This window comes from Escherichia sp. MOD1-EC5433, from assembly GCF_002966005.1.
GTDB classification, from domain to species: Bacteria; Pseudomonadota; Gammaproteobacteria; order Enterobacterales; family Enterobacteriaceae; genus Escherichia; species Escherichia ruysiae.
The window spans coordinates 62527-85150 of the sequence record NZ_PTRL01000004.1; the positions used below are offsets into that span (position 1 = coordinate 62527).

At 48.8% G+C, this 22624-nt stretch carries 18 protein-coding genes; 5 read left to right on the top strand and 13 right to left on the bottom strand.

Annotation, left to right across the window (positions count from 1 at the left end; all coding sequences use genetic code 11):
* Nucleotides 1-39: 39 nt before the first annotated feature.
* Nucleotides 40-1428 (bottom strand): nitrate/nitrite transporter NarU, encoded by a 1389-nt coding sequence (gene narU, locus C3D30_RS09490; RefSeq protein WP_105285738.1) that lies wholly within the window; start codon nt 1426-1428, stop codon nt 40-42.
* Nucleotides 1429-1693: 265 nt separating this feature from the next.
* Entirely contained in the window at nt 1694-2575 is an 882-nt protein-coding gene (gene yddG / locus C3D30_RS09495) for an aromatic amino acid efflux DMT transporter YddG (protein ID WP_105286803.1), read from the bottom strand.
* Between the two features lie 231 nt (nt 2576-2806).
* On the opposite strand from yddG, the gene fdnG reads away from it, so the two are divergent.
* Genes fdnG through fdnI form a run of 3 tightly spaced genes read left to right on the top strand, consistent with a single transcriptional unit; the run spans nt 2807 to nt 7397 of the window.
* On the top strand, nt 2807-5854 hold the full coding sequence (fdnG, locus tag C3D30_RS09505) for a formate dehydrogenase-N subunit alpha (RefSeq protein WP_157945285.1): 3048 nt from the start codon (nt 2807-2809) through the stop codon (nt 5852-5854).
* A 12-nt stretch (nt 5855-5866) separates the two neighbouring features.
* Nucleotides 5867-6751, top strand: a complete 885-nt coding sequence (gene fdnH, locus C3D30_RS09510; RefSeq protein ID WP_001240582.1) for a formate dehydrogenase N subunit beta — start codon at nt 5867-5869, stop codon at nt 6749-6751.
* Nucleotides 6744-7397, top strand: coding sequence for a formate dehydrogenase-N subunit gamma (fdnI, locus tag C3D30_RS09515; protein WP_000045638.1), 654 nt, complete (start codon nt 6744-6746; stop codon nt 7395-7397). The genes fdnH and fdnI overlap by 8 nt, the downstream gene beginning before the upstream one ends.
* A 50-nt stretch (nt 7398-7447) precedes the next feature.
* On the opposite strand, the gene C3D30_RS09520 is transcribed toward fdnI, so the two are convergent.
* The 6 genes from C3D30_RS09520 to bdm form a co-directional block, all read right to left on the bottom strand.
* Complete coding sequence (locus tag C3D30_RS09520; RefSeq protein WP_004975840.1) at nt 7448-7732, bottom strand: HigA family addiction module antitoxin; 285 nt, start codon at nt 7730-7732, stop codon at nt 7448-7450.
* Entirely contained in the window at nt 7732-8010 is a 279-nt protein-coding gene (locus tag C3D30_RS09525; protein ID WP_000605676.1) for a type II toxin-antitoxin system RelE/ParE family toxin, read from the bottom strand. Before C3D30_RS09525 ends, C3D30_RS09520 begins: the two co-directional genes overlap by 1 nt.
* 185 nt (nt 8011-8195) lie before the next feature.
* Nucleotides 8196-9206, bottom strand: a complete 1011-nt coding sequence (adhP, locus tag C3D30_RS09530; protein WP_000642427.1) for an alcohol dehydrogenase AdhP — start codon at nt 9204-9206, stop codon at nt 8196-8198.
* A gap of 133 nt (nt 9207-9339) precedes the next feature.
* Nucleotides 9340-11037, bottom strand: a complete 1698-nt coding sequence (gene maeA, locus C3D30_RS09535; RefSeq protein ID WP_000433478.1) for a malate dehydrogenase — start codon at nt 11035-11037, stop codon at nt 9340-9342.
* Nucleotides 11038-11191: 154 nt separating this feature from the next.
* The gene (gene sra, locus C3D30_RS09540; RefSeq protein WP_000841554.1) at nt 11192-11329 is read right to left on the bottom strand and encodes a stationary-phase-induced ribosome-associated protein; all 138 of its coding nucleotides are present in this window, start codon (nt 11327-11329) and stop codon (nt 11192-11194) included.
* A gap of 101 nt (nt 11330-11430) precedes the next feature.
* Nucleotides 11431-11646: a biofilm-dependent modulation protein gene (gene bdm / locus C3D30_RS09545; RefSeq protein ID WP_105286805.1), complete on the bottom strand. Its 216-nt coding sequence runs from the start codon at nt 11644-11646 to the stop codon at nt 11431-11433.
* Between the two features lie 341 nt (nt 11647-11987).
* Between bdm and osmC the strand changes: the two genes are divergently transcribed.
* Both osmC and C3D30_RS09560 read left to right on the top strand, forming a co-directional pair.
* Complete coding sequence (gene osmC, locus C3D30_RS09555) at nt 11988-12419, top strand: peroxiredoxin OsmC (protein WP_000152304.1); 432 nt, start codon at nt 11988-11990, stop codon at nt 12417-12419.
* A gap of 310 nt (nt 12420-12729) precedes the next feature.
* Entirely contained in the window at nt 12730-13653 is a 924-nt protein-coding gene (locus C3D30_RS09560) for an omptin family outer membrane protease (protein WP_105285741.1), read from the top strand.
* A 67-nt stretch (nt 13654-13720) separates the two neighbouring features.
* Here C3D30_RS09560 and dosP read toward each other — a convergent pair whose 3' ends face one another.
* From dosP to gad, 5 genes are all read right to left on the bottom strand, one after another.
* Nucleotides 13721-16126 (bottom strand): oxygen-sensing cyclic-di-GMP phosphodiesterase DosP, encoded by a 2406-nt coding sequence (gene dosP / locus C3D30_RS09565; RefSeq protein WP_105286806.1) that lies wholly within the window; start codon nt 16124-16126, stop codon nt 13721-13723.
* A 24-nt stretch (nt 16127-16150) separates the two neighbouring features.
* A complete protein-coding gene (locus C3D30_RS09570; protein ID WP_105286807.1) occupies nt 16151-17533 on the bottom strand; it encodes a diguanylate cyclase in 1383 nt (460 codons plus the stop codon).
* 350 nt (nt 17534-17883) lie between these two features.
* Complete coding sequence (locus tag C3D30_RS09575; RefSeq protein ID WP_021550797.1) at nt 17884-19203, bottom strand: family 10 glycosylhydrolase; 1320 nt, start codon at nt 19201-19203, stop codon at nt 17884-17886.
* A 130-nt stretch (nt 19204-19333) separates the two neighbouring features.
* Nucleotides 19334-20869: an acid resistance gamma-aminobutyrate antiporter GadC gene (gadC, locus tag C3D30_RS09580; protein WP_000246004.1), complete on the bottom strand. Its 1536-nt coding sequence runs from the start codon at nt 20867-20869 to the stop codon at nt 19334-19336.
* A gap of 157 nt (nt 20870-21026) precedes the next feature.
* The gene (gad, locus tag C3D30_RS09585) at nt 21027-22427 is read right to left on the bottom strand and encodes a glutamate decarboxylase (RefSeq protein WP_105286808.1); all 1401 of its coding nucleotides are present in this window, start codon (nt 22425-22427) and stop codon (nt 21027-21029) included.
* Between the last annotated feature and the right edge of the window lie 197 nt (nt 22428-22624).

The following is a 22624-nucleotide window of genomic DNA, read 5'->3' on the forward strand; positions in this document are numbered from 1 at the left end:
GGCCTACGGGTGCGACTCGACGCGTCAGGCATCGCCCTCTTATTTTTGGCTAAACTTTCGCCGACCATAGACCAGCCAGGTCAGCAGTACACAGATGATGTAAAAGATTAAAAACACTTTCATCGCGCCCACCGGAGAGCCGGTCATATTCAGCGACATGCCAAACGCCTGCGGAATAAAAAAGCCGCCCACTGCGCCAATGGCTGAGATAAAGCCCAGAGCTGCCGCCGTTTCGGTGATCGCTTCTCGCTGCGCTTCATCATCGCTGCCGCCTTTCATCTTGACGCGATAAATGGTTATCTGGCGGAAGATGACGGCAATCATCTGGAAGGTGGAGCCACTACCCAGACCCGCTGTCAGGAACAACCCCATAAACACGGCGAAAAATGCGATGAAATTGCCGGAACCTGTACCAGGCAGAGTGAGGAACAACAGGGCACTGAAAACCGCCATAAAAATAAAGTTGATAAGCGTCACCCGCACGCCACCAAATTTATCGGAGATAGCACCGCCAACTGACCGGGCAATCGCGCCGATAAACGGCCCAAAGAACGCCAGTTGCAGAATATTCACATCCGGGAACTGAGTTTTCGCCAGCATGGCAAAACCAGCGGAAAAACCGATAAACGAACCGAAGGTGGCAAGATAGAGCAAACTCAACAACCAGAGATGCAGGCGTTGTAACACAGGCAACTGATCGGCAATTGATGCGCGTGAACTGGCGATATCGTTCATCCCAAACCAGGCGGCGATAGTGGCAATCGCCAGCAGTGGCACCCAAATCCATGCGGCGTTCGTCAGTGACATCACCGAGCCATCGGCCTGCGGTACGCCATTAACACCGAGAAAGGCAAATACCGGAACAAAAATCACCAGTGGCGCAACCAGTTGCATCACGCTGACGCCTAAATTGCCTAATCCGCCATTAATCCCTAATGCGCTACCTTGTTTTGCTTTCGGGAAGAAAAAACTGATATTACCCATACTGGAAGCGAAGTTCGCGCCAGCGAAACCACACAGCAAGGCAATAACAATAAATATTCCAAAAGGAGTATGGGTGTTTTGTACGGCAATACCGAGCCAGACGCAGGGAATAATCAAGATCGCGGTACTAAAAACAGTCCAGCGACGCCCACCAAATATAGGCACCATAAAGGAGTAGGGGACACGTAATAATGCGCCCGAAACGGAGGGTAATGCGGTTAATAAAAAAAGCTGATCGGTCGTAAAATTAAAGCCAATTTTATTGAGATTAACGGTGACTGCGCTAAATAACATCCAGACACAGAATGCAAGAAGTAAACAACTGACTGATATCCAGAGATTTCTTCGTGCTATATGTTTTCCTTTATTTTCCCAGAAGGCCGGATTTTCTGGCTTCCAGTCGCGCAAAAGATAACGATTACTTTTCTCATTTTGCAGTGCCATATTCTTCCTCACATGCACACGTTGGTAATGAAAAAAAGAAAGACAGGACGTTGGGCGCGATGACCCACTTTTAGAATTAAGAGAATCAGGTGAGATACTGACTGAAAGAATAGATAAGAAAGCGCAGCCGCGCGGCGAGAATGCGGATTATCTGAAGGGTTATGTGTTACTGAATGTAACAAAGATATATCATTGCCTTCACTAATATTTCAATCCGCATACCCTGAACGAACTTTGTTGCAGCATGAAGCGTTGTCATCTTTCTTTATCGGTGACGTGTCGCCAGCCAACAGAGCAGAGAACCGGCACAGACCATGAGTGCGCCTTGCCAGAATGAGAACGATAGCGGTGCGTTGAGTAGCACGGCAGCCAAAGCAGAAGAAAGTACAGGCGTAAAATAAGAACCCACTGCCATAATCGTTACATTGCCATGTAAAATACCGACATTCCAGGCGGCGTAAGCAAATCCTAAAGTAAATGCCGCAGATATGAGTTTAACGATGACGGGGGTGCTAAAAACCATCTCTGGTTGTGGAGTTATAAAATAGTAAATCCATAGACTTGCTCCCGTCAGAAGAACGAAAACGGTAATGCCGTTAAATCCACGGGCATATTTATTAGTGACTGTGCAATAAGCTGCCCAGATAAACGCACCAATAAACGCCAAAAAATAACTTAATGGACTGGTGGTAATATTATTGATGATTTCATCATATTGTAGCCCATTGTCGCCGCCTAATACCCAACAGACACCCATCAAGGCTAAAAGCAATCCGGGAATAATCAGCCAGTTTGTTTTCTGACCATTAAAAAGAATGGCGAAAAGTATCGTCAGGCTGGGCCATAAATAGTTCACCATGCCTACTTCTATCGCCTGATGGCGGGTAGCAGCATAACCTAAGGAAAGCGCGAGGCAGATTTCATAACTCACGAATAAAAGACTCCCGGCAAGTAAATAGCCTTTCGGGATCTGCCGGATACGCGGGAATCCAACGGTGAATATTAATAGCAGTCCGCTTAATGAATAGATCGCCGCCGCACCACCGACCGGACCAAGCCCCTCACTGACGCCGCGAATTAACCCCACCATGGTGCTCCACAGGACGATCGCGATTAGCCCTATGAGCGTTGCTTTTTGTCGTGTCATGCTCGCTGTTTAGTCTCTCTTGCCGTTAAAAATTAAGCTGAAATTTATAGCATTTTTTTAACCGGCCTGTCAGGCAGTGGTGCGTTTTTCTACCGCCATTGAGGTAGGTCAATTTGCGCAGGCGGATTATTTTGTGGCAAACACGTGTTCTTTTTGATTTCGCGCAAAAAGATTCAGAATTTTACTGTTAGTTTCCTCGCGCAGTAATACCCCTGAAAAAAGAGGAAAGCAATGGACGTCAGTCGCAGACAATTTTTTAAAATCTGCGCGGGCGGTATGGCTGGAACAACGGTAGCGGCATTGGGCTTTGCCCCGAAGCAAGCACTGGCTCAGGCGCGAAACTACAAATTATTACGCGCTAAAGAGATCCGTAACACCTGCACATACTGTTCCGTAGGTTGCGGGCTATTGATGTATAGCCTGGGTGATGGCGCGAAAAACGCCAGAGAAGCGATTTATCACATTGAAGGTGACCCGGATCATCCGGTAAGTCGCGGCGCACTGTGCCCGAAAGGCGCCGGTTTGCTGGATTACGTGAACAGCGAAAACCGTCTGCGTTACCCGGAATATCGTGCGCCAGGCTCTGATAAATGGCAGCGCATTAGCTGGGAAGAAGCATTCTCCCGTATTGCGAAGCTGATGAAAGCTGACCGTGACGCCAACTTTATTGAAAAGAATGAGCAGGGCGTAACGGTAAACCGTTGGCTTTCTACCGGTATGCTGTGTGCTTCCGGCGCCAGCAACGAAACCGGGATGCTGACCCAAAAATTTGCCCGCTCCCTCGGGATGCTGGCGGTAGACAACCAGGCGCGCGTCTGACACGGACCAACGGTAGCAAGTCTTGCTCCAACATTTGGTCGCGGTGCGATGACCAACCACTGGGTGGATATCAAAAACGCTAACGTCGTAATGGTAATGGGCGGTAACGCTGCTGAAGCGCATCCCGTCGGTTTCCGCTGGGCGATGGAAGCGAAAAACAACAACGATGCAACCCTGATCGTTGTCGATCCCCGTTTTACGCGTACCGCTTCTGTGGCGGATATTTACGCACCTATTCGTTCCGGTACGGACATTACGTTCCTGTCTGGCGTTTTGCGCTACCTGATCGAAAACAACAAAATCAACGCTGAATACGTTAAGCATTACACCAACGCCAGCCTGCTGGTGCGTGATGATTTTGCTTTCGAAGACGGTCTGTTCAGCGGTTATGACGCTGAAAAACGCCAGTACGATAAGTCGTCCTGGAACTATCAGTTCGATGAAAACGGCTATGCGAAACGCGATGATACGCTGACTCATCCGCGCTGCGTGTGGAACCTGCTGAAAGAGCACGTTTCCCGCTACACGCCGGACGTCGTGGAAAACATCTGCGGTACGCCAAAAGCCGACTTCCTGAAAGTGTGTGAAGTGCTGGCCTCCACCAGCGCGCCGGATCGCACAACCACCTTCCTGTACGCGCTGGGCTGGACGCAGCACACCGTCGGTGCGCAGAACATTCGTACTATGGCGATGATCCAGTTGCTGCTCGGCAACATGGGTATGGCTGGTGGCGGCGTGAACGCACTGCGTGGTCACTCCAACATTCAGGGTCTGACCGACTTAGGCCTGCTCTCTACCAGCCTGCCGGGTTATCTGATGCTGCCGTCAGAAAAGCAGGTTGATCTGCAGTCTTATCTGGAAGCGAACACGCCGAAAGCGACGCTGGCGGATCAGGTGAACTACTGGAGCAACTATCCGAAGTTCTTCGTTAGCCTGATGAAATCTTTCTACGGCGATGCCGCGCAGAAAGAGAACAACTGGGGCTACGACTGGCTGCCGAAGTGGGACCAGACCTACGACGTCATCAAGTATTTCAACATGATGGACGAAGGCAAAGTCACCGGTTATTTCTGCCAGGGCTTTAACCCGGTTGCGTCCTTCCCGGACAAAAACAAAGTGGTTAGCTGCCTGAGCAAGCTGAAGTACATGGTGGTTATCGATCCGCTGGTGACTGAAACCTCTACCTTCTGGCAGAACCACGGCGAGTCGAACGATGTCGATCCGGCATCTATTCAGACTGAAGTATTCCGTCTGCCTTCGACCTGCTTTGCTGAAGAAGATGGTTCTATCGCTAACTCCGGTCGCTGGTTGCAGTGGCACTGGAAAGGTCAGGACGCGCCGGGCGAAGCGCGTAACGACGGCGAAATTCTGGCGGGTATCTACCATCATCTGCGCGAGCTGTACCAGGCCGAAGGTGGTAAAGGCGTAGAACCGCTGATGAAGATGAGCTGGAACTACAAGCAGCCGCACGAACCGCAATCTGACGAAGTGGCTAAAGAGAACAACGGCTACGCGCTGGAAGATCTCTATGACGCTAATGGCGTGCTGATTGCGAAGAAAGGTCAGTTGCTGAGTAGCTTTGCGCATCTGCGTGATGACGGTACGACCGCATCTTCTTGCTGGATCTATACCGGTAGCTGGACAGAGCAGGGCAACCAGATGGCTAACCGCGATAACTCCGACCCGTCTGGTCTGGGGAATACGCTGGGATGGGCCTGGGCGTGGCCGCTCAACCGTCGCGTACTCTACAACCGTGCTTCGGCGGATATCAACGGTAAACCGTGGGATCCGAAACGAATGCTGATCCAGTGGAACGGCAGCAAGTGGACGGGTAACGATATTCCTGACTTCGGCAATGCCGCGCCGGGTACGCCAACCGGGCCGTTTATCATGCAGCCGGAAGGGATGGGACGCCTGTTTGCCATTAACAAAATGGCGGAAGGTCCGTTCCCGGAACACTACGAGCCGATTGAGACGCCGCTGGGAACTAACCCACTGCATCCGAACGTGGTTTCTAACCCGGTCGTTCGTCTGTATGAACAAGACGCGCTGCGGATGGGTAAAAAAGAGCAGTTCCCGTATGTGGGTACAACTTATCGTCTGACCGAGCACTTCCACACCTGGACCAAGCACGCGTTGCTCAACGCAATCGCCCAGCCGGAACAGTTTGTGGAAATCAGCGAAACGCTGGCGGCAGCGAAAGGCATCGCCAATGGTGACCGTGTCACTGTCTCCAGCAAGCGTGGCTTTATCCGCGCGGTGGCTGTGGTAACGCGCCGTCTGAAACCGCTGAATGTAAACGGTCAGCAGGTTGAAACGGTGGGTATTCCAATCCACTGGGGCTTTGAGGGTGTCGCGCGTAAAGGTTATATCGCTAACACTCTGACGCCGAATGTCGGTGATGCAAACTCGCAAACGCCGGAATATAAAGCGTTCTTAGTAAACATCGAGAAGGCGTAAGGGGGCGAACAGATGGCTATGGAAACGCAGGACATTATCAAAAGGTCCGCAACTAACTCCATCACGCCGCCTTCTCAGGTGCGTGATTACAAAGCAGAAGTCGCGAAACTTATCGACGTTTCCACCTGTATCGGCTGTAAAGCCTGCCAGGTGGCGTGTTCGGAGTGGAACGACATCCGTGATGAAGTGGGGCACTGCGTCGGGGTTTACGATAACCCCGCCGATCTGAGCGCCAAGTCCTGGACGGTGATGCGCTTTAGCGAAACCGAACAGAACGGCAAGCTGGAGTGGCTGATCCGTAAAGACGGCTGTATGCACTGTGAAGATCCGGGCTGCCTGAAAGCATGTCCGTCTGCCGGTGCGATCATTCAGTACGCTAACGGGATTGTCGATTTCCAGTCGGAAAACTGTATCGGCTGTGGTTACTGCATTGCCGGGTGTCCGTTTAATATTCCGCGCCTCAACAAAGAGGATAACCGGGTATATAAATGCACGCTCTGCGTCGATCGCGTCAGCGTCGGCCAGGAACCGGCTTGTGTAAAAACTTGCCCGACCGGGGCTATCCACTTCGGCACCAAGAAGGAGATGCTGGAGCTGGCGGAACAGCGCGTGGCGAAACTGAAAGCGCGTGGTTACGAACATGCTGGCGTCTACAACCCGGAAGGTGTCGGTGGTACGCACGTCATGTACGTGCTGCATCACGCCGATCAGCCGGAGCTGTATCACGGTCTGCCGAAAGATCCGAAGATCGATACCTCGGTGAGCTTGTGGAAAGGCGCGTTGAAACCGCTGGCAGCGGCTGGCTTTATCGCCACTTTTGCCGGGTTGATTTTCCACTACATCGGTATTGGCCCGAATAAGGAAGTGGACGATGACGAGGAGGATCATCATGAGTAAGTCGAAAATGATTGTGCGCACAAAGTTTATTGATCGCGCCTGTCACTGGACCGTGGTGATTTGCTTCTTCCTGGTGGCGCTGTCCGGGATTTCGTTCTTCTTCCCGACGCTGCAATGGCTGACGCAAACCTTCGGTACGCCGCAGATGGGGCGCATTTTGCACCCGTTCTTCGGCATTGCGATTTTCGTCGCGCTGATGTTTATGTTCTTCCGCTTTGTGCATCACAACATCCCGGATAAGAAAGATATTCCGTGGCTGTTGAACATTGTCGAAGTATTGAAAGGCAATGAGCACAAAGTGGCGGATGTTGGTAAGTACAACGCCGGACAGAAGATGATGTTCTGGTCAATCATGAGCATGATTTTCGTGCTGCTGGTGACCGGGGTGATCATCTGGCGTCCGTACTTTGCGCAGTACTTCCCGATGCAGGTTGTCCGCTACAGCCTGCTGATCCACGCGGCAGCGGGTATCATCCTGATCCACGCCATCCTTATCCATATGTATATGGCATTCTGGGTGAAAGGGTCGATTAAAGGGATGATCGAAGGGAAGGTGAGCCGTCGCTGGGCGAAGAAACACCATCCGCGCTGGTATCGTGAAATCGAGAAGGCAGAAGCGAAAAAAGAGAGTGAAGAAGGGATATAATCTCTTTTGAACTTTAGACAGAAAATGGCGCTGTAAAAGGCGCCATTTTTTTATTGCGCAGCCAGACGGCGTAGTCGCGACACATCCACCGTTTTTTCAGCCTCTGCCAGACTCCACGCGTTTTGCAGATTCAACCACATTTGCGGCGAACTGCCGATCACCACGGAAAGTTTAATCGCCATTTCCGGCGTCAAAGCCGCTTTTCCGGTCAGCAATCGGCTTGCCGTTGAGGGCGCAATTTCCATTGCTCTGGCAAACTCGCGCAGGCTGACGTTCAGTTCGTCCAGTGATTCCTGAATGATGTCCCCTGGACGGGGATGATTGGCCATTTTCATCAGTGATAGTCCTCGTAATCCAGTATGTATGCATCGCCATTGACGAACTCAAACGTTATCCGCCAGTTGCCCGAGACAGAGATTGCCCAAATTCCATCGCGATCGCCGCTTAACGGGTGTAGTCGGTAACCTGGCATATCGATATCAGCAAGACAGCTTGCTGCATCAATTACAGCGAGTCGGTGGCGTAATCTTTTGACTTGCGTCGGTATAACGCCGGAGGTTTTGCCAAGAAGAAACAAGTCACGCAATCCCTTGTGTCTGAAATTCATTATCATCTCTTCATCCTTGTTCCTTCGAAAGGAACACTATCACTATTGTTCCGTGCAGCGCAACAAATTTCGCTACGTTTTCGCGAATTGTGAGGGGAAAGATGAGGGAGGAAAAGAAGAAGAGTTAAATAGCGGAAAGCGTCTCGCAAAACAGGCTGCGACTCGAACATGGCAGTCGCAGCAATGGTCTCTTAGCGGCGGAAATCAATCACCATACGACCACGGATTTTGCCTTCTTCCATCTCGGTAAAGATGGTGTTGATGTCCGCTAACGGACGCAGGGCGACTTTGGGCACCACTTTACCTTCGGCGGCAAACTGGAAGGCTTCGGTGAGATCCTGGCGCGTGCCGACCAGTGAACCGACCACTTCAATACCATCCAGCACCAGCCGTGGGATGTCCAGGCTCATGGACTCCGGCGGCAGACCGACTGCCACAACACGCCCGCCTGCACGAACGGCATCAACCGCCGAGTTAAATGCGGCTTTGGCTACTGCTGTAACAACCGCAGCGTGTGCACCGCCCGCTTTCTCCTGCACAATTTTGGCGGCGTCTTCGGTGCGTGAGTTAATCGCTAAATCAGCGCCCATTTCAGTCGCCAGTTTTAACTGCTCATCATTGACATCAATGGCAATCACTTTGGCGTTAAAGACATTCTTCGCGTATTGCAGGGCGAGATTACCCAAGCCACCAAGACCATAGATAGCAATCCACTGACCGGGACGAATTTTTGACAGCTTCACCGCTTTATAGGTGGTGACGCCCGCACAGGTAATGCTGCTGGCAGCAGCCGAGTCCAGGCCATCTGGCACTTTTACTGCGTAATCAGCCACTACGATGCACTCTTCCGCCATGCCGCCATCAACGCTGTATCCGGCGTTTTTAACTGAACGGCAGAGCGTTTCGTTACCACTGTTACAGTATTCGCAATGACCGCATCCTTCGTAAAACCATGCCACGCTTGCGCGATCGCCTGGTTTTAATGAGGTGACACCTGGGCCAACTTCTGACACAACACCAATGCCTTCGTGTCCCAGAATCACGCCGGTTTTATCACCAAAATCGCCATTCTTAACATGAAGATCGGTATGACATACGCCACAACACTCCATTTTCAGCAGGGCTTCGCCATGTTTCAGTGAGCGCAGCGTTTTATCCGTAACGTCAACATGATGATCCTTCGTAACAACCGCAGCCTTCATAGTTCCTCCTTTTCGGATGATGTTCTGCATAGCAGGTGAGGCAAATGAGATTTATTTGCCACTACCCAGTATGGATGAGATCTGAAAAAGGGAGAGGATAATTGCCCGGTAACATTCACTACCGGGCGGAGACTTAGATGGAGGTACGGCGGTAGTCGCGGTATTCGGCTTGCCAGAAATTATCGTCAATGGCTTGTTGCAAAGCTTCGGCAGACGTTTTCACCGCCACGCCTTGCTGCTGCGCCATTTTGCCAACCGCAAACGCAATTGCGCGGGAGACTTTCTGAATATCTTTTAGTTCCGGTAGTACCAGACCTTCGCCGTTCAGGACCAGCGGCGAATACTGGGCAAGCGTTTCACTTGCCGACATCAGCATCTCATCGGTGATACGTGACGCGCCGGAAGCAATAACACCCAGCCCGATGCCTGGGAAAATAAAGGCGTTGTTGCACTGGGCGATAGGATAGATTTTATCTTTCCATACCACTGGATTAAACGGGCTACCGGTGGCAACCAGCGCGTTACCTTCGGTCCAGGCGATAATGTCCTGCGGAGTGGCTTCCACGCGTGAAGTCGGGTTAGACAGCGGCATCACGATCGGACGCGGACAGTGTTTATGCATCTCACGGATGATCTCTTCCGTAAACAGCCCGGTCTGTCCTGAGACGCCAATCAGAATATCTGGTTTTACATTGCGCACCACATCCAGCAGTGACAGCACATCGCTGTCGGTATCCCAGTCACTGAGGTTTTCGCGTTTCTGCACCAGTTTGGTCTGGAAAGGCAGCAGGTTCGGCATCTTGTCGGTGAGCAGACCAAAGCGATCGACCATAAACACTTTCTGTCGCGCCGCTTCTTCGCTTAATCCTTCGCGCTGGGTCTGAGCGATGATCATTTCGGCAATGCCGCATCCCGCTGAACCTGCGCCGAGGAAGACAATCTTTTTCTCGCTTAGCTGACCACCTGCTGCGCGGCTGGCTGCGATCAGCGTTCCTACCGTTACCGCCGCAGTGCCCTGAATGTCATCGTTAAAAGAACAAATTTCATGGCGATAGCGGTTAAGCAACGGCATCGCATTTTTTTGTGCAAAGTCTTCAAACTGTAGCAACACGTTCGGCCAGCGTTGCTTCACTGCCTGGATAAATTCGTCAACGAATTCATAGTATTCGTCGTCAGTGATACGCGGATTACGCCAGCCCATATACAACGGGTCGTTAAGCAGTTGCTGGTTATTGGTGCCGACATCCAGCACCACCGGAAGAGTATACGCCGGGCTGATGCCACCACAGGCGGTATAGAGCGACAGTTTACCGATTGGAATACCCATCCCGCCGATGCCCTGGTCACCAAGACCCAGGATGCGTTCGCCATCCGTCACCACAATCACTTTAATGTTGTGATTCGGCACGTTTTGCAGAATGTCGTCCATATTGTGGCGGTTCTGGTAAGAGATAAACACGCCGCGCGAACGGCGGTAGATCTCAGAAAAACGCTCACAGGCTGCGCCAACGGTCGGGGTGTAAATAACGGGCATCATCTCATCAAGATGATTGTTTACCAGTCGGTAGAAGAGGGTTTCGTTAGTATCCTGGATGTTACGCAGGTAGATGTGCTTGTCGATTTCGGTTTTGAATCCCTGATACTGGATCCATGCTCGTTCCGCTTGTTCTTCGATGGTTTCGACCACTTCCGGCAGTAACCCCAGCAGGTTGAAGTTACGGCGTTCTTCCATGCTGAAGGCGCTGCCTTTATTCAACAACGGAAATTCCAGCAGTACAGGGCCAGCGTAAGGAATATAAAGCGAACGCTGTTTTTTTGTTTTTGGTTCCATGTCACTCACTCTTTTTTGAATATCCATCCCTGGGGTTTTTATCGTCTTTGCTTTACCGCCAGGGCGTCGGCCCCAAGTATAAAGCAGATAAAAACAAAAACACCATTGCGCAGGCAATGGTGTTTAATCGTCATTGAGGACTGATGGTTATGAATTACTTTTCAGCGGGGCGTTTTCTGCCGGTTGGGTTATTTACCACGCTGGATTTGTCACCTTCGGTAACTATTTTGCGCTGGTTAGAAATTTTATGATCCAGTCCAAGAATATGACGTGCCTGACGGTTCGATTTCATTTTAACTCCTCAATCCTGTTGCTAGTTTTAAGGACAACATCGCCGTAGCGAAGAAACACGTGCTAAACCCCTAAATTAGGTTGCCGATCAAGCATAGCAGCTTAAAACGTAGGGTGCTGGCCACTGACCACATAATTGATGGTTTGCTGGTAGATATCACTGAGGATGTCGTTATCAGAAGCTTCCACCCATTTGGTCAGCTCCATGAGAATGTCATCTTCAGTGACAACACCGAGCTCTGCCCGAAGGCCTTGCTCAATGGCATTAACCAGAGCGGGTTCTGCTGTTGAATTTTCTGCCTGATAATAAGTAAACATAGTGATTCTCCGTGTCTGTGTATTTATGGTGTCTGCTACGGATCGCAGATTTATAAAGCACATTCAGCATGGCAAATATTTGCCGCTTCGTTGTTAAGATTAGTCCTGGTTGATGAATTTTATATTTTAACTACATGATATTCATGGGCATTATTGGCGGTTGTGGATTGATATTGCTGCGATATTTCTCAATACATATATTTCCAGTCGTCTGTTGTGGTAATTTTATTTAAGTGCAGAGGTAATATTTTCGACGGATTTTATTCGGAATATCCTGCTTATCTTCGTGCTATTTCTCACGTAGTCTATAATTTCCTTTTTAAGCCCACAGGAGAGCAACAATGACAATCCATAAGAAAGGTCAGGCACACTGGGAAGGCGATATCAAACGCGGGAAGGGAACAGTATCCACCGAGAGCGGCGTGCTGAACCAACAGCCGTATGGATTTAACACACGTTTTGAAGGCGAAAAAGGAACCAACCCTGAAGAATTGATTGGCGCAGCACATGCCGCTTGTTTCTCGATGGCGCTTTCATTAATGCTGGGGGAAGCGGGATTCACGCCAACATCGATTGATACCACCGCCGATGTATCGCTGGATAAAGTCGATGCTGGTTTCGCGATTACCAAAATCGCACTGAAGAGCGAAGTTGCCGTACCGGGTATTGATGCCTCAACCTTTGACGGCATTATTCAGAAAGCAAAAGCCGGATGCCCGGTTTCTCAGGTACTGAAAGCGGAAATTACGCTGGATTACCAGTTGAAAGCATAAGTACTCGCCGGATGATATTGTCATCCGGCAAGCATTTACACCAATATTTTCTGCTTATCTCAATGAAATCTCGCATTTAAACTGCATCGTCATTCTTTTCGTTATTCCCGCCTGTTCTCGAACAATCATTATTGCATCAGGTTGTAAACTCCTATTTCGTTCAGAATAACAGTAAAACTCTGTTTATTTATGTTCTCTGTTTGATGGTGAGAAACATTTATGGCATTGTAAGATTCAGTTGATTTAATTAATTTGAATTAATTAAATTTAATTAATGAGCTAATTAACATTGTTTAATAAGGATGAAACTATGTTGATGAAAAAGGTCTCTTTTGCTATTGCTTTAATATCTCTAAGTCAGTATGCAAGCGCATCTTCAGAATTTAATTTCTTATCTGACAATGTCTTTGGTGATGCTTCTCTTTCATTTCTGAATGGTGAGTCAGGTGAGTTTGTTTATAGCGATGGCGGCAAACTTAGCCAACTGGACTGGAAAATTCAAAATACCCCCATTATTAAAATGGGGCTAACCTGGGATGCAATCTCATGGCTGACGCTTAATGCTAAAGGCTGGACGACGATTGCGTCTGCCGGCACGCTGATGGATGATTATGACTGGCTCGAGCCGGGGCAGCACCACTGGAGCGATTGGTCACATCATCCGGCAACGCGGTTGAATTTTGCAAATCAGTTTGATCTCAATATGACAGGTTGGTTTTTAAAGGATCAAAACTACCAACTCGGCGCCATGTTAGGCTATCAGGAGACACGTTTCAGTTGGACGGCGAAAGGAGGTTACTATAGTTATGATAATGGTGCCGACACTGGAGATATTCCTCATAACCAAAGAGTTATTGGCTACCAACAAAAATTCAGTGCGCCTTATTTAGGTCTTTCTGGTAAATATATCTATCATGATTTTGATATTATTGCTCAATTTAAATATAGCGCCTGGGGAGAAGGGAAAGGAACAGATCAGCATTATTTGCGCAACATTACATTTAAAGATAAAGTATCCAACCAAAAATATTATTCAGGTCTTATTAATGTGGGGTATAACATTAATTCACAGGCACGTATTTTCACAGAAATGTCATGGAGTAGATTCTCTAATGATATTGGTAACACAGTAATTTCTTATAAAGAAAAGGGTGAAAGCGTAAAAGAGAAAGATTCGCCAGGGATGCAAAACTATAATTACATTATTGGCGCGGGCATTCAGTACAAATTTTAATATAGCGACGGGCGAATGGCGGAATATGAATACGTGAAATCTTGCCCGCCTGCGCGGGCAAGATGTACTAAGCGTCGATTTGAAGCGGTAGCGTAGTAGACATCCAGCCAGGGATCTCCTCAGCGGGCAAAGGACGTGAGAAGAAATAGCCCTGAATCACGGGGCAGTGGATCTTGCGTAACATCTCAAACTGTTCTTTCGTTTCCACACCTTCCGCCACTACGGTTAAGTTCAGGCTTTGCCCAATGCTGGTAATGGCTTCTAATAAGGCACGGATGCGTTTTTCGCTCAGGCAACGATCGACGAAACTTTTATCGATTTTAATTTCCGTTACCGGCAGGCTGACTAAGCGAGATAAGCCGGAAAAGCCGGTGCCGAAATCGTCGACAGATAAACCTACGCCCATATCCCGCAGGATCTGGATGCGTTTAAAGATCTCCGTATCGTGTTCCATCATCATGCTTTCAGTGATTTCCACCGTCAGCTGGTGGCCGTCAATCTGCCAGGCTTCCATCGCATCGCAAACCTGATTGGGTAGCTGATTACTGCGAAAATGCAGCGCAGATAAGTTTACGGATAACGCCGGGATATGAATATTCTGGCTTCGCCATTCTGCTAACTGGCGACAGGCTTCAGCAATTACCCAACGACCAATATTTTCAATTTCACCAATCTCTTCTGCGAGGGGAATAAACCGGGAAGGGGGAACATGTCCATGCTGCGGGTCATACCAGCGAGCAAGAGCTTCAATACCATACAGTTCGCCCGTTTCGGCGAAGATCTGCGGCTGGTAAACCAGCTTCAACTGGTTGTTGCTGATTGCTTCTTTCAGCGCCGCGCCTAATATCAACCGCTCTTTAACCATCTCGTTCATTGTCGGGCTAAAGAACTGCCAGCCGTTACCGCCGTTTTTGCGAATGAAATCCATTGCATTGTGGGCGGTAGAAAGCAGGTAGTCACGGTTTTTACCAACGTCGTAACTGATACCAATGCTTAAGGTTAAAGGAAAAGGCTGATCGTCAATGATGACCGGTTTGCTAACGACGTTGCGTAGCTCATCAGCGATTTGGGTAATGTTGCTGACTTCATCCTCCAGACTAATGAGGACAAACTGTGCACCTTCAACGCGGCAGAGATACTGATCGGGTTTGAGTTTTTCACGAAAGCGATTAACGACTTCTAACAATGCCTGATCGGCCCACGCATAGCCGAGGCTGTCGATCACATCCTGAATATGGTCGACGCCAATAAGATAAACCACCGGAGAGACGGCTCTATCAACAAGGTCATCGAGGTAATTGTGCAGATTATTGCGATTTGGCAAACCGGTCATCGGATCAAACTGGATTAGCTGTTCGATGTGCTGGCGGCTTTTCTCCTGTTCCAGCGCCAGTGCGGCCATATGCTGGCTGATGTCTGCCACGCGTTCGACAAATGCACTGGTTTCTGTCCCAGCAGCCGTCTTGATTTGCAGAACTCCCGCTGGTGCGCCATCGCGCTGGCGAATGGTAACAGCCCAGCTTTGTGCATTCTTTACTTCTGTCCCATGAGAGGACGACGCCCAATGCACTGGCATCCCATTACGCAATGCATACAGCGAAACATGCGATTCATGAAGAATGGATTCAATATTACGGCAAATGATTTCGCCCATTTCGTGAAACGGCGGGCTGCTGCACATGGCGGCGAGGATGTTGCCTTCCAGCTGGCGGATTTGCCGTTCTTCGGTGATATCTGAGAAGGTCATTACCAGGTTTTGTAGATGAGCAAGCACGTCATAGACCGGACTGATAGACGCTTTAATCCAGATATTTTCACCCGTGCGCGTTAATAGCAAAAATTCATCTTGATCGCGGGAGGTTTTCCACAAAAGCTGCTGTAAACGGATGCGGTTATCTGTCGGGTATTCAGGAATGTTAAGCAGCGCATCGGGCTGCATACCGCTGGCTTCGCTGATGCAATAGCCGAACATTTCTGTAAACGCGCGATTGCACTGAACGATATGGCGCTCAGGATCAAGCACAATCACAGGGCGGTCGAGATGATCCACGGCAATGAGCAACTGCCGGGTCTGTTCTTTCTGCGCCATTTCAACGCTGGCATCTCGCACCAGCGCCAGGTAATAAATTTTCCCCTCGGCAGTCACTTTTGACAGGGCAAATCGTGTCCATATTTTACTGCCATCTTTTTTCTCAAGCTGCAATTCCCGGCTCATTCCTTCGACACGCGCTTTACCTCCTTCGCGGTTATGCCGGATGTATTCAGGGTGTGCAGGGCGCAAATTATGGGGAATCAGCATATCGATGTTATTGCCAATGACCTCTTCGCGTTTATATCCCCAAAGCTTTTCTGCTGCGGGGTTGAAAAACATCACTTCATCATTTTCGTTAATTAACACCGCGCCCATCATATTTTGCTCAAGCGCGGGGAAAAAAATGCCGTCAGCGGCATTCTCTGCATCGGTTAGCTTCATGATTACCTCTGCATCCGGGCGAATCTAAAGACTGGCTTTCCAGAGTTCAACACGGTTTCTACCTCGTCTTTTGGCGATATACAGAGCTTCGTCGGCTATTTGAATTAAACGTTCATAATCCGGATGTCCATTAAACATGGCGGCGCCAATGGACAGAGAGAGGTAAATATCTTCGCCGTTTGCAGCTTTCAGTTTGGTTTTTTCTACCCGACTGCGGATACGTTCTGCGGTACGTAAAGTGTCAGTTTCTGAGGCTTCTGTCAGAACAATGATAAATTCATCACCACCGTAGCGGAAAACATAATCACTACTACGAACGTTGTCGTAAAACGCCTGCGAGACTTTACGCAGAATTTCGTCGCCGGTGTTATGTCCCCATGTATCATTGATCTCTTTGAATTTATCAACATCAATGATTAGAACAGACAACGGCGTGCCAGCCCGATTGGCATGGGCAATTTCACGTTTGAAGATAGTCGGCAGGAAACGACGGTTAAGTAGCTTAGTCAACACATCCATTCCTACTTCATGGCGAGAAACTTCTTCAAACAGTTCTCGTAGTAAGGTGGTAATTTGCGATACGGTATTTCGTATCTGCAATAAAAACTTCACTCGCAGACTTTTGTTACTCAGATTTTTGGCATGGAGTATTGTCTGATTAAAAACCCCGTCGAAATCCTGAATAAGGCGGGAGATATGACCTACTTCGGCAATACCGCTAAAATAATGACGACCTTTATGGTTAAACCATAAGCCAAAATCCGCCTGGCTTAACGGTAAGCTGCTGCCTAAATCAGAATCCAACAGGACTTTATAAATAACATCTAATTCCCATGAAAGTAATGAGGCTATTTGCCGTTCTTTTTCTTCTTCGGCATTTTCCAGTAGTGAGAAGATACGATAGTTTTCGTCTTCTTTAGCCGCACGACTGTCACTAAAGGTAAACGCACGGGTCATAACTTCCATGGCTATATCGATACTGTTAATCGAAAAATGATAAACCTGAAGTTTATCCGCAGGCGAATAATCAGAGGAAAATATTGCTGGATAGAGGATTTTCTTCAATACACGAAAACCCATCTCAACGATTTCTACGGGAATGCCAATACGGGCATGTACTTCGGCCACGGTATGTTGGATTTGTATAAGCCTATCAACATCGTCCGCTTGCGCAGAGAGCACATCGATAATCCATGTCTCCAGAGCACTTTTAAGTTGCCTTTCAACCTGTTCGTTACTCAAAAACTCTTCGGCATGTGGGTCAGTGCGTACAATACGATAAAACTCATTGCTCAGGTAATGGGCATGTGCAACAGCAATTTCTGCGGCTTTAGCGCGAATGAGAGGGGAAGCCTGGGTCACTAATCCAGTCCACTCATCTTTCATTCTTTTAAAGTACATCTCCATAATTCAGCCCCTTATACGACTGGAAAGGCAGATGGGATCGAAAAACGAAACGCAACATACTGGACAGACTTATCGCACCATATTCTCCTGAAATATGAGGATATAATGAAAAGAAATAAACGGATTAGACAGTTTTAATCTACGCTACTGTTCTTCTGAAGAGTATAGCCCATCGTGATTATTTTTCGGTGGTGACGAATATCGTATTGTTTTTCATGTTGATACTAATTAATCAGAGGATTATAGCAATCGGCTTATATGGAGATAATTTTATTTAAGAGGTTACGGCATTTTTGCAGGGTGACAAGCCGGTGCTTACATCACCGGCATGACACAGTAAAACAGGGCGTTTAACTTCCCCAACGACTTTGCAGATAACTAACGGCTTGTTGGGTCTGTGGCTTATTAAGGTAATCTTCGCGGAACAGAATCGTGCCGCTAATTTCGGGTACAGCATCGTTAAGATCAAGCTGCTTTTTTAGTTCTGGCACGCCGCCGTTAACCATCCAGTCAGGTTCTATCTTTGAGGGTTCACCCACTTTATAGAAGGCAACACCGATATATAGACGGGTTTTGGTCGGTTTAACGACATCTGCCCACCATTTTGCCAGTACGTCATAACGTGCGGCGCTACGTGAGAAAGGCCAGTAAATTTGTGGGGCAATATAATCCAGTAAACCTTGTTCTACCCAACGGCGGGTATCTGCATAGGATTCGTCATAGGCGGCTGCGCCTCGGGTATCGGAACCGAGCGGATCGTGTGATCGGTTGCGCCAGACGCCTGCCGGGCTAACGCCAAATTCAACCTCTGGCTTAATGCTTTTAATGGTGTGCGATACCTTTGCAATTAATTGCTGGGTATTGTTACGCCGCCAGTCTGCTTTTGATGCAAAAGCTCTCCCATATTTGCGGTACGTCTCGTTATCGTTCAGCAGCGAACCCGGTGATTCAGTGTAGAAATAATCGTCGAACTGCACGCCATCTATCGGATAACGGGAAACCACTTCCGCAACTATTGATGTGATCCAATCCTGAACCTCAGGGATACCAGGGTCGAGAACAAAACGGTCGCCCGACGTTCTGATCCAGTCGCGATGCTGCACGTAGACACTGGCTGGTTGCTGTGACAGGGTGCTATTCAATTCCCTGATAGTTCCGGGTTTTGTGTTAACCGACACGCGGTAGGGGTTAAACCAAGCGTGCACTTTCATCCCACGCTTGTGGGCTTCGTCGAGCATAAATTGCAGCGGATCGTAACCTGGATCTTCACCAATCTTGCCAGTCATAAGATCGGACCACGGTAAAATTTCCGATGGCCAAAGGGCTGTACCATCGGGCTTTACCTGGAAAAAAACCGTATTGATGCCGAGACGTTGTAGATGATCTAACTTGTCAATCATCGCCTGTTGTTGTACACGGGCTCGGCTGGTGGGGTTACTGATATTAACCGAGGAAACAGGTGGCCAGTCGAGGCGAGACACAGTGGCCAGCCAGATACCGCGCATCGGTTGCGCTGATTGATGTGTGGTCGCTGGTGGTTTTGAACCTGCTGGTGGTGTAGTTATTGGCGTTGGCGGTGTGGTCTTACAACTACACAGTAAAAGAGCCAGAGCAACGAGTGTGGCTGGCTTTTTGATCGCTAATTTCACGTTTCGGGAGCAGATATCCATATATGCTGGTTTCCGGTAAACAGATGTGTTGCTCATTCTCGTACTTATCTGGGGCAAGTCAATACGATAACAGGTACGAAAAAGGGAGCGATTAACTATCGCTCCCTTGTCTTATCTCCTTCAGAGATGGTTAATGTTTCTTATCGTTCATCACAATATAGTGCGGTGAACGAGCACGTGGATGCAGGAAGAAGTGACCTTTCGGTGCGTTCTGGCTGTTAATTGGCTCCAGTGTCACACCGGTATTCGCTTTGCCTTTACGATCGTGGATGGCATAGAGAATAAAGGGCAGGGCAAGTACCACCAGGAAGCTAACGACCAGTAATTCGACATACATATCGGTAGAGTCACCCTGGATATTATCCGGCGGCAGGAAGGAAACAATAAATGCCATGATTGAGGTCAGCAGGCCGACAATAGCCACAACCAGTTTCACGCCTTTACCGCCTGGGATATTAAATGTGCGTTTTAAGTCAGGATGTTTAAGGACTAACACAATGTAGCCAATAAACAGCATGAAATAAGCACACAGATAAATCACCACCGTCAGAGCCAGTGCGATCAGGAAGGACATGTTGTTACCACCACCGGTATTGGTGAGGATAATCAAGGCGATAGAGGTGATCACCAACTGAGAAATAACCAAAGTGACCGGCACGCCATTTTTGTTCATTTTGGCGAACGCTGGAGGTAACAGGTTTTTCTGCGCTGTAACATACATCCCGCGAGAAGGACCGACAATCCAGGAGGCGATTTCTGCCAGAACACCCAGCAGCAGCAGTGCGGAGATCACGCGAACCGTCCACTCAATTTCCGGTGCCACGTGGGACATCAGAACGGTAAAGGTTTGCATTACCCCAGCGGACAGATTGATTTCATTACCCGGAATGACCATCGCAATGGACAAACCACCAACCGAGCTTAAACAGATTGCCGCCACCATCAGCAATAACATTGCCAACGGATAATCGCGCCCAGGATTGCTCATTTCATTGACGTGGGTTGCGGAGGCTTCTACCCCCATATAACTCAATATGAAGGCAACAAACACAACCAGGGTGCCAACTTTAGAGAAATCCGGGAAGAAGGTTTTTGCATCCATTTCGATAGCAACTGGCGCACCGGAGTGCAGGTAAATCGCCGCTAATGCAATCAAAATAAATGCGGGTAACAGGATACCGGCAAAGAAGCCGACTTTAGCAATTCGCGCTGTATATTTAGTACCGCCAAACTGAGTTAATGCCAGAACCCAAAGAATGATGAGTGCCGCAATGGTTTTTGTTACCGGATCTTCATTCAGTGCTGGCCATTTAAGAATGTAGGAGAGTGCCCCTAACACGAAATAGAGCATCGGAATAAAGCCGATAGCGATTTGCAAATAACCAAATGAGATCGCTGCAAATCCCCATTTTAACCCCAGGGTATTCGATACCCAGGCGAAAACGCCACCTTCTTCCCAACCGTCCACGGTAGCCATTTCCGCAGCACAGAGCCCAACGGGAATAAACCATAAAATCCCGCCTAATAGCAGGAAGAAAACTAATGAAAAACCGGATGTTGCAAAGGTAGGATATTCATAAACAGCCATTACCATCGATGCCGTAATAGCGAAGAATCCAAGTAATGTTAGCTGCTTAGCTTTACCTGTCTGTACTGATGTAGCCATATTTTCCCCCTAAAACGGTATTCCTGTCGGAACCGCGCCTGTCTTGTTCTGAAGCGTATTCAGAGCAATATTTTTCCATTGCTAATGCCAGTGAACAGACTCTGGAATTTGTCCCGAAACGGGATCGTTCCGGGACGCCATTACCATCTAAACGTTATCAGGTATGTTTAAAGCTGTTCTGCTGAGCAATACCCTGCAATTTCGGGTGATCGCTGAGATATTTCAGGGAGGCTTTGTAGTCTTCCAGCAACAGTTCAGCGAAGTCCATTTCGAAGCCACGGCGGCACATAATACGCATCACCACAATGTCGGTGGCTTCACCGCCAAGGGTGAAGGCCGGAACCTGCCAGCCGCGCAGGCGCAGACGTTCAGAGAGGTCATACAGGGTATATCCCGGATCTTCGCCATCTTTCAGTTTGAAACAAACCGCCGGGATACCTTCGTCCGGGCGACCGGTGCAGATGAATTCATACGGTCCCAGTTTAGCGATTTCATCCGCCAGGTAAGTGGTGACCTGGTAAGAGGCGTTCTGTACTTTGGTGTAGCCTTCGCGACCAAGGCGCAGGAATTCATAGTATTGCGCAATTACCTGGCCGGCGGGGCGAGAGAAGTTGATGGCGAAAGTCCCGATTTGACCGCCGAGATAGTCAACGTTGAACACCAGTTCTTTCGGCAGTGCTTCTTCATCACGCCAGATAACCCAGCCGCAGCCGAGCGGAGCCAGACCAAATTTATGACCTGAAGCACTGATTGATTTCACGCGCGGCAGGCGGAAGTCCCAGACAATATCAGGAGCCACGAACGGTGCCAGGAAGCCACCGCTGGCGGCGTCGATGTGCATATCGATATCGATCCCGGTGTCGGCCTGGAATTTATCCAGCGCATCGTGCAGCGGTTGCGGGAACTCATAGTTACCGGTGTAAGTCACACCAAAAGTCGGCACCACGCCGATGGTGTTTTCGTCGCAGGCTTCAATCATGCGTTTCGGATCCATGAACAACTGACCCGGGCGCATAGGGATCTCGCGCAGTTCCACATCCCAGTAGCGGGCAAATTTATGCCAGCAGATTTGCACCGGCCCGCACACGAGGTTGGGTTTATCGGTCGGTTTACCTGCGGCTTCCATTCGTTTGCGCCAACGCCATTTCATTGCCATCCCGCCGAGCATACAGGCCTCGGAAGAACCAATGGTGTTGGTGCCAACGGCCTGACCGTTTTTCGGCGCAGGCGCGTGCCACAGGTCGGCAACCATGTTTACACAACGCAGGTCGATAGCTGCGGACTGCGGATATTCTTCTTTATCGATCCAGTTTTTGTTGATCGACAGATCCATCAGCTTATGAACATTTTCGTCGTCCCAGGTCTGACAAAATGTGGCAAGGTTTTGTCGGGCATTGCCATCCAGGTATAATTCATCATTGATAATCTGGAATGCGATGTCATCGCGCATTTCGTGCAGCGGAAAACGTTTAGATTCCGCGATAGTGGAAATAGATTTCGCACCAAAACGTGAATCGAGTAGTTCTGACCTTAAATCCGTTACTTGCTTCTTATCCATTTCAAACTCCTTAAAATGATTGGATCGCATTAAAAAAAGTAGGATTTATCGATAAAGTAAGCAAGCGTAATGGCTTTGGTTTTAAATAACAAAATCCTAACCGATTTTTGATTTTCGGAATAAGTACTGTGTATTTTTCATAATTAATTACAATGAGATACAACAGTTTCCGATAATGGGTATTGAGTTATATGTTG

Excerpts from the sequence above, each read along its gene's own strand:
- narU (WP_105285738.1), bottom strand. The coding sequence starts at position 1,428 with ATGGCACTGCAAAATGAGAAAAGTAATCGTTATCTTTTGCGCGACTGG.
- yddG (WP_105286803.1), bottom strand. The coding sequence starts at position 2,575 with ATGACACGACAAAAAGCAACGCTCATAGGGCTAATCGCGATCGTCCTG.
- fdnH (WP_001240582.1), top strand. The coding sequence starts at position 5,867 with ATGGCTATGGAAACGCAGGACATTATCAAAAGGTCCGCAACTAACTCC.
- fdnI (WP_000045638.1), top strand. The coding sequence starts at position 6,744 with ATGAGTAAGTCGAAAATGATTGTGCGCACAAAGTTTATTGATCGCGCC.
- C3D30_RS09520 (WP_004975840.1), bottom strand. The coding sequence starts at position 7,732 with ATGAAAATGGCCAATCATCCCCGTCCAGGGGACATCATTCAGGAATCA.
- C3D30_RS09525 (WP_000605676.1), bottom strand. The coding sequence starts at position 8,010 with ATGATAATGAATTTCAGACACAAGGGATTGCGTGACTTGTTTCTTCTT.
- adhP (WP_000642427.1), bottom strand. The coding sequence starts at position 9,206 with ATGAAGGCTGCGGTTGTTACGAAGGATCATCATGTTGACGTTACGGAT.
- maeA (WP_000433478.1), bottom strand. The coding sequence starts at position 11,037 with ATGGAACCAAAAACAAAAAAACAGCGTTCGCTTTATATTCCTTACGCT.
- sra (WP_000841554.1), bottom strand. The coding sequence starts at position 11,329 with ATGAAATCGAACCGTCAGGCACGTCATATTCTTGGACTGGATCATAAA.
- bdm (WP_105286805.1), bottom strand. The coding sequence starts at position 11,646 with ATGTTTACTTATTATCAGGCAGAAAATTCAACAGCAGAACCCGCTCTG.
- osmC (WP_000152304.1), top strand. The coding sequence starts at position 11,988 with ATGACAATCCATAAGAAAGGTCAGGCACACTGGGAAGGCGATATCAAA.
- C3D30_RS09560 (WP_105285741.1), top strand. The coding sequence starts at position 12,730 with ATGTTGATGAAAAAGGTCTCTTTTGCTATTGCTTTAATATCTCTAAGT.
- dosP (WP_105286806.1), bottom strand. The coding sequence starts at position 16,126 with ATGAAGCTAACCGATGCAGAGAATGCCGCTGACGGCATTTTTTTCCCC.
- C3D30_RS09570 (WP_105286807.1), bottom strand. The coding sequence starts at position 17,533 with ATGGAGATGTACTTTAAAAGAATGAAAGATGAGTGGACTGGATTAGTG.
- C3D30_RS09575 (WP_021550797.1), bottom strand. The coding sequence starts at position 19,203 with ATGGATATCTGCTCCCGAAACGTGAAATTAGCGATCAAAAAGCCAGCC.
- gadC (WP_000246004.1), bottom strand. The coding sequence starts at position 20,869 with ATGGCTACATCAGTACAGACAGGTAAAGCTAAGCAGCTAACATTACTT.
- gad (WP_105286808.1), bottom strand. The coding sequence starts at position 22,427 with ATGGATAAGAAGCAAGTAACGGATTTAAGGTCAGAACTACTCGATTCA.